Annotated in this window: 8 protein-coding genes; 5 read left to right on the top strand and 3 right to left on the bottom strand. The window is 62.8% G+C overall.

Translation table 11 applies throughout. The features are described from left to right. Positions 1-132 precede the first annotated feature (132 nt). The 3 genes from HMPREF2710_RS02020 to HMPREF2710_RS02010 all read left to right on the top strand — a co-directional run bounded on the left by HMPREF2710_RS02020 (position 133) and on the right by HMPREF2710_RS02010 (position 4,293). On the top strand, positions 133-1,134 hold the full coding sequence (locus HMPREF2710_RS02020) for an aldo/keto reductase (protein ID WP_070599256.1): 1,002 nt from the start codon (positions 133-135) through the stop codon (positions 1,132-1,134). Between the two features lie 224 nt (positions 1,135-1,358). After that, the gene (locus HMPREF2710_RS02015) at positions 1,359-2,801 is read left to right on the top strand and encodes a sugar porter family MFS transporter (protein ID WP_070599254.1); all 1,443 of its coding nucleotides are present in this window, start codon (positions 1,359-1,361) and stop codon (positions 2,799-2,801) included. A 280-nt stretch (positions 2,802-3,081) separates the two neighbouring features. After that, the gene (locus HMPREF2710_RS02010) at positions 3,082-4,293 is read left to right on the top strand and encodes a cytochrome P450 (RefSeq protein ID WP_049327433.1); all 1,212 of its coding nucleotides are present in this window, start codon (positions 3,082-3,084) and stop codon (positions 4,291-4,293) included. 188 nt (positions 4,294-4,481) lie between these two features. Here the strand turns inward: HMPREF2710_RS02010 and HMPREF2710_RS09605 are convergent, their stop codons facing one another. Together HMPREF2710_RS09605 and HMPREF2710_RS02000 are read right to left on the bottom strand one after the other, a co-directional pair. Then, the gene (locus tag HMPREF2710_RS09605) at positions 4,482-5,366 is read right to left on the bottom strand and encodes a lytic transglycosylase domain-containing protein (RefSeq protein ID WP_070599253.1); all 885 of its coding nucleotides are present in this window, start codon (positions 5,364-5,366) and stop codon (positions 4,482-4,484) included. A 289-nt stretch (positions 5,367-5,655) separates the two neighbouring features. After that, positions 5,656-8,556 (bottom strand): multicopper oxidase domain-containing protein, encoded by a 2,901-nt coding sequence (locus tag HMPREF2710_RS02000; RefSeq protein ID WP_070599251.1) that lies wholly within the window; start codon positions 8,554-8,556, stop codon positions 5,656-5,658. Positions 8,557-8,872: 316 nt separating this feature from the next. Between HMPREF2710_RS02000 and HMPREF2710_RS01995 the strand changes: the two genes are divergently transcribed. Beyond that, a complete protein-coding gene (locus HMPREF2710_RS01995; protein ID WP_070599247.1) occupies positions 8,873-10,261 on the top strand; it encodes a glycosyltransferase 87 family protein in 1,389 nt (462 codons plus the stop codon). Further along, positions 10,258-11,850, top strand: coding sequence for a glycosyltransferase 87 family protein (locus HMPREF2710_RS01990; RefSeq protein WP_246823839.1), 1,593 nt, complete (start codon positions 10,258-10,260; stop codon positions 11,848-11,850). The genes HMPREF2710_RS01995 and HMPREF2710_RS01990 overlap by 4 nt, the downstream gene beginning before the upstream one ends. Before the next feature lie 206 nt (positions 11,851-12,056). Here HMPREF2710_RS01990 and HMPREF2710_RS01985 read toward each other — a convergent pair whose 3' ends face one another. Continuing rightward, positions 12,057-14,225 (bottom strand): hypothetical protein, encoded by a 2,169-nt coding sequence (locus HMPREF2710_RS01985; protein WP_070599245.1) that lies wholly within the window; start codon positions 14,223-14,225, stop codon positions 12,057-12,059. Between the last annotated feature and the right edge of the window lie 8 nt (positions 14,226-14,233).

Below are 14,233 nucleotides of genomic sequence, written 5' to 3'. Positions count from 1 at the left end.
GGGTGTGTGGTGGAGCAAGGAACCTACCGGGACCTAACGACCGACCCCACATCACGCTTCAGAAAGCTCTTCGCCTCCCAACTGGAGGGGAAATAACCACGCAACATACCCGCACAACGTAGAGTTAAAAGCATGGAACGTATTGAATCTCCCGTCTACCGCAGGCTCGGCAACTCCGGCCTCGTCGTACCCAGCGTCGGCATCGGCTGCAACAACCTCGGCCGCCCCGGCACCCCCACCCGCACCCAAGAAGGCACCAACGAAGTCATCGCCGCCGCAGTCGACGCCGGCATCAGCTTCTTCGACATCGCCGACCTCTACGGCGCCGAACCCGGCCTCTCAGAAACCATGTTCGGCACCGCCCTCACCCAGCTCGGCCTCGACCGCGACGAACTGACCATCGTCACCAAATTCGGTCTGCCCGTCGGCGACCTCAACGGCAACGACCGCAACGCCCGCGGATCCCGCCGCTACATCATGCGCGCCGTCGAAGGGTCCCTCCGCCGCCTCGGCACCGACTACATCGACCTGTACTTCTACCACAGCCCCGACCCCAACACCCCCATCGAAGAGACCCTCAGCGCCCTCGACCAGCTCGTACGCGACGGCAAGGTCCGCTACCTGGGCCACTCCAACTTCTCCGGCTGGCAGCTCGCCCACGCCGAACACTGCGCCCGTGAACTCGGCACCGAACGGTTCATCGCCGCAGAAAACCACTACAACCTGCTCGACCGCCGCGCAGAACTCGAAATCCTGCCCGCCGCACGGCACTTCGGCATGGGTGTGCTGCCGTACTTCCCGCTCGCTAACGGCCTGCTGACCGGCAAGTACCGCCGCGACAACATTCCCGCCGGTTCGCGCCTGTCCCACTCCAAGAAGAACGTGCTCGATGCCGCCAACTGGGACCAGCTCGAAGCCTTCCACAGCTTCTGCACCGAACGCGGAATCACCGAAGTGCAGGCGGCATTCTCCTGGCTCGCACAGCAGTCGCCGGTCACCTCCGTCATTGCCGGTGCAACCAGCGCCGAGCAGGTACGCGCCAACGCACAGGCAGCCTGCCTGCGCTTCGACGCTGAGGACCTCGCCGCCCTGGACGCCATCTTCCCGGCACCCGAGAAGATCGCGCTGTTCTAAACGGTGCTCCTTCATAAAGGGGCACTCAGGCGGTCGCATATGTCGGCCGTAATATACGCTGAAAAATGTCCGTGGTGAGAAATAAATATCACCCGCCGAACGTTTTCGCTAGGATTAGGTGAGGTGTGTCTAACCTGACGCACCTCACCTCGCCTATATACCCACCCCTGCCGCCTGGAAGCAGCCCGGCAGGACCACCCGCCACCGGCACATCAAAGGACACCATGAGCGCACAGAGCACCGCCTCCACCCTGCCCCCTCTGGGCACCGGGAAGCACAGCCGATACCTCGGCATCATCGCACTCATCGCCACCTTCGGCGGTCTGCTCTTCGGCTACGACACCGGAGTGATCAACGGCGCGCTCGAACCCATGAGCCGCGAACTCGGCATGGACTCCACCACCCAAGGCTGGGTCACCGGATCGCTCGCCTTCGCCGCCGCTATCGGCGCACTCGGATGCGGCCGCATCTCTGACCGGTTCGGCCGCCGAACCACCATCATTGGGCTCTCCACCATCTTCTTCATTGGTGCCCTGACCTGCGTGTTTGCACCCAACGTCGCCGTACTCATCACCGGACGCACCCTGCTCGGTCTGGCGGTCGGCGGCGCCTCCGCCGTGGTGCCCGTGTTCCTCGCAGAGCTCGCCCCCTACGAAATTCGCGGCTCCCTCTCCGGCCGCAACGAACTCATGGTTGTGGGCGGTCAGCTTGCCGCGTTCATCGTGAACGCCCTCATCGGCAACGTATGGGGCGAGCACGACGGCGTGTGGCGCTGGATGTTCGCCATCTGCACCCTGCCCGCCATCGGCCTGTTCGTCGGCATGCTGCGTGTGCCCGAGTCGCCGCGCTGGCTGCTGCGCGTCGGCAAGCGTGAGCAGGCGCTTGAGGTGATGAAGCGCATCCGCTCCACCGAACGTGCCGAGGCTGAGATCGCCGACATTGAACGCACCCTGCAGGCGGAGGCGGCAACCCAGAACGACGCGGCGGGTAAGGAAAGCGTGGGCGTGCGCGGCTGGTTCGTGCGCATCCTGCTCGTCGGTATTCTCGTTGGTGCGGGTCAGCAGCTGACCGGCATCAACTCGATCATGTACTACGGCATTAAGGTGCTCAAGGAAGCCGGTTTCAGCGAATCCGCGGCGCTCATCGCGAACATTGCGCCGGGTACGATTGCGGTGCTCGGTTCCATCCTGTCGCTGCGCCTGATGGAGCGTGTGCCGCGCCGCGTCATGGTCATTACCGGCTATAGTTCGACCGCGTTTTTCCACGTGCTGATTGCGGGCGCATCCATGCTGCTGCCCGCCGATAATGCGGCGCGCCCCTGGATTCTGCTGGTGCTCATCGTCTGCTTTGTGGGCGCGATGCAGACCTGCCTGAACGTGTCCACGTGGGTGATTATGAGTGAGCTGTTCCCTCTGCGGGTGCGTGCGGCGGGTATGGGTATTTCGGCGTTTAGCGGCTGGATGATGAATGGTGTGCTGTCGCTGGCGTTCCCCGTGATTCTGGGTGCGGTCGGTCTGACTGGCTCCTTCATCGGCTTTGCCGTGGTGAACGTGATTATTGCGCTGCTGATGTTCCGCAACCTGCCGGAGACTCGCGGCGTGAGCCTGGAGCAGGTGGAGCGCGGCGTGATGGACGGTAGCATCTACCCCTCCGCACGCGGGCGCTAAACCCGGCGGGTTTAGATATACATGAGGCGGGCGGTACCTCCCCGGTGGAGGCGCCGCCCGCCTCGTGCGTCTCGTGACCCGCCCGCCCCTCGCCCCACCGCACTGTTCGTTGAATGAGAAGCAAGGAAACCCTACCCTGCACCACCAACCCATAAGTGATACGGTCAAAGAACAAGTAATGGCTACACGTGCTGAAATGCACGCCCGACCCTGCCCCACACGCATCGCCCGGACGCCCGCATCCAGCACGCCACAACTCTATAACGAACACGGGTGAACAATGACTGAGAACGTACACAACGACTGGGACCTCCGAAGCGAAGAGGTCCAGAAGGACCAGGTAGCTGCCTACGACGCAATGCGCCGCCGCTGCCCCGTCGCCCACGACGAATTCATGGGCTACTCCGTCTTCAAAAACGCCGACGTACAGCACGTACTCGACCACCCCGAAATCTACTCCAACGTCGTCTCCACCCGCCACATCGCCGTCCCCAACGGCATGGACGCACCCGAACACACCACCTTCCGCGCCGTCAACGACAAGTACTTCACCCCCGAACGCCTCGAAAAGTTCGCACCCGTCATCCGCGACGCCGTGAAGGCCCTCATCGCAGAACTGCCCCGCGGCGAAGAAGTAGACGTCATGCAGGGCTTCGGTCAGGCCTACGCAATGCGCGTGCAGAACGCCTTCATGGGCTGGCCCGCATGCCTCGAACAGCCCCTCACCGAGTGGATCGAAAAGAACCGCGTCGCCACCCTGCGCCGCGATCGCGAAGAAATCGCTAAGGTCGCCCTCGAATTCGACGGCTACATCCGCCAGCTCCTCGACGAACGCCGCGAGGACGCCGCCGCCGGCAACCCCAAGGACGTCACCGCCGAGCTGCTCACCGACACCGTGCAGCTGCCCGGCGAAGAACCCCGCACCATGACCGACGAAGAAATCGTCAGCCTCATCCGCAACTGGACCGTGGGCGAGCTGTCCACCGTCTCCGCAACCGTGGGTGTATTCGTCAACTTCCTGGCACGCAACCGCGCCGAGCAGGACCGCCTGCGCGCATCCCTCGCCGACGGCAACGCACTCGATGACCGCAGCGAAATCGCCCTCGCCGTCGAAGAAATCATGCGACTCGAAGACACCCTCGTCACCAACCGCCGCATCACCACTCAGGACACCGAACTCGGCGGCCGCACCCTGCCCGCTGGCTCCCGCGTGACCATCAACTGGGCAAGCGCCAACCGCGACGAGGACGCCTTCGAAGACGCCCTCACCTACAACCCGCACCGCGACCAGTCCCGCAACCTCGTGTACGGCGACGGCATCCACGTCTGCCCCGGCGCGCCCCTGGCACGCCTGGAACTGCGCATCCTGCTCGAGGAGCTGCTGCGCGGCACCGAGTCCATTGAAATCGCGGACGAGAGCGAGAAGCCCGCAACCGTGAACGCCGTGTACCCGGTCTCCGGCTACTCGGTCGTGCGCGCCATCTTCAACTAGGCACGATCCAGCCATAAAAAGTGCGAGGCGCCGAACCCCGAGAATGGGGGTCGGCGCCTCGCGCTGTTAAGAGTAAATATAAGAGCGAATAGTAGGGTAGCGGTGGCTAGTATCAGCCGCTCACTATAGATAAAAAGGAATATTCCCAGGCGGCTATATAGCCTAGTGGGCTACCTAGAAAGCCGAATCTAGCGGCCGGAACTCGTTGCCGAAGGCTTCGCCGAAGAACCCGCAGAACCGCTCGCAGACGCACGAGCCGAAGCATTCGCAGAAGCCTCCGCCGCAGCCGATGCCGACTCCTCCGGGGACAGAGCCGTACCATCCGCATGAACACCAGCCATCGCCGGAGTCACACCATTCACGAAGCTCAACTTCGCCTGCTTGAACTGGTACTCAGGAGAGCAGGTCAGCTTATACTTCGAATTCGCCAGCTCACGAATCGACTTCACATAATTCTGAGTCTCCTCATACGGGGGAACACCGCCGTACTTCTCCACAGAACCCGGACCCGCGTTATAACCGGCGAGAACCACATCCTGCAGCTCATCCTCATTGGAGGCGTACTTCGCCAAACGAGTACGCAACTCACCCAGGTAGCGTGCCTGCGCCGCAATCGCATCGTGCGGGTTCAGAACATTACCGCCATTGCCGAAGCTGTAGTGCCCGCCGCTCCACGCATCATCAGTGAACTGCGCAATACCCTTAGCGCCCTGGTGAGACACAACGCCCACACGCCAGTGGCTCTCAGTCTCAATCTGCGCCGCCAGCACGCCCGGACGGAAACCCGCCACCTTAGAGCCCTCCTCAAAATCGGAGCGGAGAGCCGCCGGAACATACGAAAGCTCCGTCATACCGCAATAGTCGTCATAGGTGGCTGCCAGGCCGGCAACACCGCCACCCAAAAGAACCGCAGAGGCAATAATCTGCCAATGCGCAAGTGCCCCGGCGAGAAAGCGAAGCGGGAAAGCTTTACGCTGCCGAGGAGAAGTCTGTGCGTCCGCCGAAGCGGGGGTGTGGTTGTTGGCGCCCGTAGCGCTGCGCTCGGAAGAGGCGCTCGAAGTGCTATCTGCCATTCCTATAGACTAGCGCACCATGCCCGCTCCTGGCTAAGAAAAGTTCGCCCATGAGGCTAAAAGCATAGTTCGCCGATGCGCGTGCAGGCTCCTGCCGGGGCGTGTGCAGGGGCTCTGGGCTGGCTCTGTATCGGCTCTGTAGGAGCCTGTGCGGGGCAGAAAGGCGGCACAGCAAGACAGCGCAGAAAGACCCCGCCCGGCGCATCCATTCACAGGATGCACCGGGCGGGGTCTACCTCTCACGGGGCGCTAGAAGCGCCTAGCGTGAGGGTTTAGCGGGTAGCCACTACTAGCGATCAGTGACCACGATCTTGCCGGCGGCACCGCGCTCCATCTCCGAGAAGGAGTGATTCACGAACGTGTACGTGCCAGACTCTAGGAACTGCATCTCCACGAAGCCGCCCTGAGCGGGCGCCAAATCGAGTGCCTGGCTGTGGCCGTCACGGCTACCGAACGCATCTGCGCCGCGGCGCATCAGGTAGCCGCCCTCCTTATAGACGGTGTCGAACTGCGAACCGACCACGTGGAAGCTCGTGCCATGGTTCGGGCCCGCAGCCATCACCCAAACACGGATACGCTCGCCCTTCTTCACCTGCAGCGGCTTCGCCTTGTACTGGGTTGCGTGGCCGTTGAACATGGTCAGCGTGGGGGTGCCCGCCGCAATCAGCTCCGGCGAGTTCTCCGCCAGCTTGTTACCGTCGGAGGCGGTCTTGCCGGTGTCGTGCAGGTAAGCCTCGCCCTGAACCATCACGTACTCGTGATCGACCGGGTCAAGGTCCGCCGGGTCAATGATGACAGCGCCGTACATGCCCTGGGTCATGTGCAGGCTCAGCGGGGCGGTACCGCAGTGGTACAGCCAGATGCCGGCGGCCTTCGCCTCAAAACGGTAGACGAGACGCTCACCGGGGGCGATGGTCTTCATTGTGTTATCGGGGGAGACCATGCCCGCGTGGAAGTCCAGCGAGTGGCCCATCGTGCCGTTGTTGACGAGTGTAATTTCAAAAATGTCGCCGACCTTGCCGCGCAGAATCGGTGCCATGTTCTGCCCGTTGAACGTCCACATGTGAACGGTCACGCCGGGCGCTACCTCGCGGTCGACTTCCTGCACGTCCAGGGTGACCTTGCGGACGGTCTTGCCGTTCACCTGCGTGGCGGTGTTCGGTGCCGGGATGTTCGGGTCGCGGTACTTGTAGCCGCTGCCGGGCGCTGCGGACATGTCAATCCTGCTGTTCGCAACGGTCATGAGGGTCGGGGTGCTACCCGACGCCGCGTGGTTGTGGGTGCCCGCAGAACCGTGGTTGTGGCCGCCCTGCGCCACCTGGTTTGCGGAGGCGCCGGTCGCCTTCACCTTAAACACCATGCCCAGGGAGCGGTGGCCCGCTACGGAGCAGTAGGCTTCCTGGTCGGCGCTGATGACGCCGGCGTCGACGGTTTTCGTTTCGCCGGGGTTGATGGTGCCGGTGGTTGCGCCGTTGTCGAAGGTCAGGTCGTGGGTCATGCCCTGGTCGTCGTTGGTGACCTCGACGACCAGGCGGTTACCGGCGGGCACCTCCACCTCTGCGGGGGTGAAGCGGTAGTTGCTGGTTGCCTTCACCTGCACGGTGGTGGTCTGACCGGTCGCAGCCACGGAACCCGCCGAGGAGAACGACGGCAGGTTCAGCGCGGACGGGTTCACGGCGAAGCCCAGCAGGAACGCCATGGCAACCGCCAACGCCGCCTGGAAGCTCTGCTTGGCGTGCGGGACGGGCTCCGGGGTGAGCGCCTCCTGGTTGAAGACGGGCTTCTCGCCGCGGGCGCGTGCTGCCATCATTTCCTTGCGGGTATTCACGGACGCCTTCACGCCGCGCACCATCAGCGGAATGAACGCCATGAGCGCCAACGCACCCACGATAGCGACGGCAATCTTAATGGACTGGCCCACCATGGAGCTGGGCATCATGAAGATGAGCAGCGCCAGGTTCACGGCGGTCACGCGGGCAGCAGCAAAACGGCTGAACTCCTTGTTGGAGGCGCGAACCACCGCAGGGCCACCGCCCATACGCTGGGGGAGCAGGTAGCTCATCGCGCCGAGCAGCAGCTGCAGCAGGAAGCCAACCACGAAGATGGGGGTCACGGCGCGCATATCCAGCTGCGCGAAGGGGGTGGTCGCCACCATGTACGCGGTGGCCGCCACACCAACAATCAGCCAGAGGAAACCCATACCCACGCTCATGGGCGGGTACTCGTTCGGGCGCTTGGTGCGCAGGGTACGCACCATCACCCAGGCGACAATCAGCAGGGCAACCAGGTAGACGACCAGGCCGGCTGCGGCGAGCGGACGCATCCCTAAAATCGCGCCGACAACGGTCAACGCTAAGCCACCGCACATCAGGTACAGGGCGCGCAGACTGTGGGTGAGCGCCTTATCCACCATCTTGGTGCGCAGCATGGTCGGCCAGAACGTCACCAGCGTACCCACCGCGGTAATACCGACGAAGCCGAGCACGTTCACTGCCTCGTGCGCGAGCAGGAACTGCGAATGCAGGGTGCCGGACAGGTTCGGGTAGGCAATCATGCCGCCAAACGCCGCACCGAGGGGCAGCAGCAGCGCCGCAACAATGTAGAAGCGAATGGTCACACCGAACCGCGACGGCAGAGCCTGACGCACCTGCTTCAGCAGGTAGATACCGTGCCAGGCGACCATCGAACCGACAATGAGGGCGCCCACCACCGTGGCGGCGTAGAGGCCGGGCACGCTCAGCTGACCGACCATGCCGATCATGAGCACGAGAATACCGGCGTTCAGAATGAAGATGCGGCGCACCTGGGTGCCGCGGTGCTCGTCCGGGATTTTGATCTTCATGAGCGCTTCGGTGAAGTGCTGCGACCAAATCAGAATCGAGTTCGTAATCAGGCCGAGGGTGACAATGTGCACCATCAGCCAGCCGCTATTCGGGATGAACTTATGCAGCAGAAGCACGGCGATAAGGGTAAACATCCAGTGGGAGACCGGCTTGGAGGCGCGACGGTGCCACGTACCGCGACCGGATGCGCGGCGTGCAATCTCTTCGGGGGTGAGGTTCGCGCCGGGCACATCAGCCGGACGCGCGCCAATGCTCAGGCCGGAGGAGCCGCCTCCGGAGACGTTTACGCCTGCGGGCTTGCCGCTCGTGTTCTCACCTTCGGGTGGGGTGCCGAGATGTTCACTCACGTGATCACTGCTTTCACTGCTGGTTGTTCGTGGACGTCGGTGTGCGGGTCGGCACCCGGTACCCCTGCGGTGGGGTGGGTGCCAATAAGCCCATTATATTGCCCGGATAGTACCAATTTTGAAGACATGACGTGCATATGAAGGCGGCTCATATCGTGATAGTTGTGCCTGCGCGCTCGAGCGGTTCTCCCCCTGTGAACCTGCTCCCCAATGCACCTTTCACAGGTGCGCGCGATAAACTATTAGGATTCCAAAATCAGATGCCCGCCCACCCTACGCGCGCATCCGCCGGCACCAAGGTAAGGACAAGCACCTCGTGACAAGGACTGACTCCACCACCCCCATCTGGGGAAAAATCGCTATTGTGGCACTCATCCTCATTGTTGGCGGTGGATACGTCATCAAAATGCTCACCAACCCCTTCGCCGGTATGGACTTCTCCATTTACCGTCTGGGTGCGATGACCATTTTTGATAACGAGGGCTTCACCCAGGACCTGTACTCCCCGACCCTGAACGATCACGGCGTCATCAAGCCGCCGTTCACGTACCCGCCGTTCGCGGCGATGCTGTTCTTGCCGTTCGCTTTTATTCCGCTGGAAGTTGGCAAGGTCATTATGGTGGTCGGTTCGGCTGTGGTGGCGTGGTGGATTTCCACGATCATTTACAACTACGTGAATGCGCGCGGCCGCGAACTGCCCCTGCAGCAGTACTTTGGTCGTGCCGGCACGATTGCGATGCTGACCATTCTGGTGGTGGCGGCGGGCCCGTGGCAGCGCACCCTGGACCTGATTCAGATTAACCCGTTCATTACGGCGCTGATTCTTGCCGATTTTGTGCGCCCGGCGACCCGCGTGCCGCGTGGCGTGCTCATTGGTATTGCGGGCGGCGTGAAGCTGACCCCGCTCGTGTTTGGCCTGATTCTGCTGGTCCGCCGCGACTGGAAGGGCATTGCGACCCTGGGTGCGACGTTCTTTGGCACCATCGCGTTGGGCTTCATTCTGATGCCTAAGGACGCGCCGGAGTTCTGGTTCTCTGCGCTGACGAACCCCTCCCGTGTGGGTGGACTGAACTTTGTGGATAACGTCTCGATTCAGGGTTGGCTGCTGCACTTTGGTCTCTCTGAGAGCGCCGCGAAGCCCGTCTACTACGCCCTGGCGCTGGTCACGATTGGGCTGACTGCCGCGCTGCTGTACCAGCTGGAACGCCGCGGTGCCGCGCTGGCGCAGGTGGCGGTGACCGCCTCCCTGATGGTGGCGCTGTCGCCGATTAGCTGGTCGCACCACAACGTGCTGCTGCCCCTGCTGGCTGCCGTGTTCATCATGGATGCGTTCCCCACCTATTTTGCGGTTCAGCCGGCGTGGCTGCGGGTGACAGCGACCGTGTTCGCGGTGGTTGCCGTGCTGGGCCTGTACCTGTCGCCGATTAGGATTGCGTCCTGGTTCCACGGTAGCGCTGATGGTTTGGAACAGCTGGCCCCGGGCGCGTTGGCGGTTTCGGCTATTCCCGCGTTCTGCCTATGGGTGACGATGACGCTCTGGTCTGTTGCCGCTCTGAGCGCGCCGGTGCGTGGTGCGAAGGTTGAGCCCGTGCAGTACGGTTCCGTGCGTAGCGATGCGCCTCTGGGCTGGTGGGGCGCTCGCGCCCTGGTGTCCGAGAGCGCCCAGTCTGTGCGTGCCGCTGCTTCTCGTGAGGCAACCGCGTGAGCCGCGACAAGGAGCTAGAAAAGACCCCTGTGAATACTGATAAGAACACCGCGAAGAGCGTAGTGAAGACCGCGGAGAATACCGAGGCGGTAGCACCTATAATCCCGTGGGCTTCGGCTTCTGTTGCTGAATCCGCGCCGGCTGTTGAGAGCGCTGAGCCCGTTGAGGAGCCCGCCGCAGAGGCAGCCGCAGCTCCGGCAACCACCGCGGAAAAAGCGGCAAAGGAAGAAGTCGCCGAAGAAACCGCGAAACAGCCCACAAAACCTGCGCGTCCAGGTTTCTTTGACCGCATCCCCGGCATGCGTAGCGGCGCTCTCTGGGCGCACCTGCTGTTCATCCTGGTTGCCCTCTACGCCTTCGACTACGTGACGCACGCGGCGGCTGACGATATTTACGTGTACCGCCTGGGTGCGGTCTCCCTCGCGGACGGCCCGGACGGCTACCAGCTGTACACCTTCCGCACGCGCGGCCTGCCGTTCACCTACCCACCGTTTGCGGCGTTGCTCTTCTACCCGCTCGCGTTCCTCACCGAGCCGCAGAGCATGCTGCTGATTACCGCCATTATTTGCGCGCTCTGCTACTGGTGCGCGTACCTGTTGTACTCCTACGCGCGTAGCCGCTCGTGGCGTCTGCCGTTGCAGAAGCACCTGGGTCATTGGGGTATGGTGTCGCTGATTGCGGCGCTGATTTGGATGTGCGGCCCGTGGCGTTTGACCACGCATTTTGGGCAGATTAACGCCATCATTCTGATGCTGATTCTCGCCGATTTTATGCGCCCGGCAACCCGCGTTCCGCGCGGTGTGCTGCTGGGTATTGCGGCGGGTATTAAGCTGACCCCGCTCGCGTTCGGTCTGCTGCTGCTCATGCGTAAGGACTGGAAGGGCATCGCGACCCTGGGTGCCAGCTTCGCTGCGACCGTGGGTATCGGCTTCCTGGTGATCCGTGAGGAGTCGCTGACGTTCTGGTTCCACGCGGTGCGTGACACTTCGCGTGTGGGCTGGTTCAGCTACTTCGATAACGTGTCGATTATGGGTACGCTGACCCATGCGGGCCTGCAGCATCACCTGACGGCTACCGCCCTGTCGGTGGTGCAGGTGGCGTTGACTCTGCTGATTGTGCTGGTCACGGCGGTTCTGCTGATTCCGCTGATTCGTGCCCGCGCGCTCATGGCGCAGCTGGCGCTGACCGCGTTCATGATGTTGCAGATTTCGCCGATTAGCTGGTCGCACCACAACACCTGGTACCCGCTGATGCTCGCCGCCGTGGTCATGGAAATCTTCCCGCTCATGTACCAGTGGGTCAGCTCCTTCGTCTTCACGCTGGCTGTTATCTTGGCGACTGCGGCGCTGGTGGGCATGTACATTTCGCCGTTCTGGATCGTGCTGGCGCTCTCCCCGCACTTCAACGCGGATCAGATTCTGATGGTGCCCGAAGGCTCCCTGGGTCTGATGGCTGGCACCATGCCGTACCAGCTGATGTACCTGTTTATTCTGGTGACGTTCTTTGTGTACCTGGCGAATCGTCAGCTGGTGGAGCGTGCGGCACGTGCCGCGGGCGCCGAGCTGGCGGAGGCGAAGTACTCCCGCTAAAGAAACCGCCCGCTCACGGCGGCTGCCCGCTCGAGGCGGTCGCTCGCCCGCGGCGGCGGGCGCATCCAGCAGGGCGTAAGCCCACCGGACAGAACCTCAGAGCATAGCCTCCCGGTATAAAAACCGGCATAAAAATATCCCCCGCACCTATCACGGGTGCGGGGGATACTTTTATACCCAGCCTGCTGACCTAGTCAGTCACGCTGTTAGTTAGTGCCGATGCTCCAAGTAATGTTGGAGTCGGTACGAACCTGCATGTAGCTCTTGTTGCTCTGAACCCACTGCATGCTGCTCTTCACGGTCGGAATGGTCGAGGAGAAGAACGGGTCGTTCTTGGTCGCGTTCAGAACGGTGAAGCCGCGGGTGGTCGGGCCGCTGGTCTGGAACTCCATGGTTGCCTCGGTGCCTTCGTAGGTGAAAGCGTAGTAGTTCATGGTGCTCTGGAACTTCTCACCCTTCTTGTAGTGGGGTGCGGAGTCTGCGTCGTAGACGCGGATGGTCCACTCGCCCTTACCGGTCAGCTCCAGCTTGCGGGTGGGGGTGGAGTGGCCGCTCGCGTCAATCCATGCGGTGCCCTTGAGCTCCTTGCCGTCGCGGGTGGAGTCGAGAACGCTCAGACCTGCGGTGATGTTGCCCTTGTCGTCACGGCTGGTGATGAAGGCGTTAACCACACCGTCTGCGGGCTTGAACTCGTAGTAGAGCAGGCCTGCGGACACATCGCCCTTGATCTTCTCAATGTCGATGGTGTCCTTATTATCGGCGACGGTCTTCTTGTATTCCTTGAACTCACCCTCGGGCATCTTCGCTTCAGCAGCAGCAACCGGCGCTGCCGAAGAAGCCGAAGCCGCGCTCTCAGATGCGGGCGCTGCGGAAGAAGCCTCAGAGGATGCCGCCGCGGAGGACGCCTCAGCGGAAGTAGCCGCCGCGCTCGCCGACTCGGAAGAAGCGGAGGCGGGGTTCGAGCCGCCACGCGGAATCAGCATGACAATCGCCAGGATGAGAACAATCAGCAGAGCCAGCGCACCACCGATAACACCCCAAATCTTAGTGCCGGAGAACAGACCCTTCTTCTCGGAGTCGTCCTCGCCCTGACCTGCAGGCTCGGTGACGTAGGGGTTGCTCAGTGCCACGGTTGCCTGGTCCTGATCGGACACCTGACCTGCGTAGGGCTGCTGAGCGTTGTACGGTTGACCCTGGTAGGGGTTGCCCTGGTACTGACCGCCCTGGACGTTCTGGCCGTCCTGGAAGCCCTGACCCTGGAAACCCTGGCCCTGGTACTGGCCACCCTGGAAGTTCTGGCCCTGGAAGCCCTCACCCTGGAAACCATCAGCCTGGTTCGGCTGGAAGCCGTTCGGCGCCTGACCCGCCGGGATGAACTGTGCGTTCTGGCCGGGCTGCATGTTCTGACCGGGCTGTTCCGAGAGGTTCACGGTACGCTCGGACAGGTTGACGGTGCGCTCGGTTTCGGGGGTGTGGAACTCAACGAGCGGGGAGCTCTCAATAGTGTGGGGCGCCTCAGCAGCGGGTGCCTCAGCCGCGGGAGCCTCAACGATGGGCTCAGATACCGGTTCAGCTGCCGCCGGTGCCTCGGGGGCAACCTCGGCGACGGGCTCAACAACAACGGGCTCTGCAACAGGTTCGGAAACGACCGGCTCAGAAGCGGCGGGCTCGGAAACAGCAGGCTCGGACAGTGCCGGCTCAGCAACCGGAGCCTCAACAACGTGCGCCTCAACGGGCTGCTCGGAAGCAGCCTGCTCAGCAACAACAGGCTCGACAACCGGCGCTACGGGAGCCTCAGCAGCGGGCTCTGCATCTGCAGGCTCTTCAACTGCGGAAGACTGGGATGCGAGAACCTGCTCGGGCAGAGCGGTGCCGGTCAGCGGAACCTGAGTCAGGTGACGCATCGGCTTGGGCTCGGAGGACTCCTCAGCGGACTCAGCCTGGGACGCCTCAACGTGGGGCGCCTCTACCTGCTGTGCCTCAACGTGGGATGCCTCAGCCTGGGGTGCTGCCGCCTCCGGAACCTCGACGACCTGCTCACCTTCGAGCTCAGCGGCGAGCTGCTCCAGGTCAACGTCCTCAACGGTCAGCGGTGCTGCAGCTTCGGCGGGCTGCTCAGCCTCAACAGCGGGCTCAGCAACTACAGGCTCAGCAACCTGCTCAGCGGGAGCCGCCTCAGCAGCAGGATCCTCGGGAATCAGCGGCTCAATAGTAGCCTCTTCAACCTGAATGGGTTCAGGCTCGGGCTCTTCGACCCACAGCTGCCAACCTTCAGGAACGGGACCCCACGCGGGGTCGGGGCGCCACGTAGGAGTGGGGGCCCATCCAGCAGGAGGAGCGGGCCAGTTGGGCGGCGGATTGAAGACGAGTGCCATAAGAAAGC

The sequence above is a fragment of the Rothia sp. HMSC069D01 genome (assembly GCF_001810135.1).
In the GTDB taxonomy this organism is placed as follows: Bacteria; Actinomycetota; Actinomycetes; order Actinomycetales; family Micrococcaceae; genus Rothia.
The sequence above is the reverse complement of the archived record's forward strand: the minus strand, read 5'-3'. Positions and strand labels throughout refer to the sequence as shown.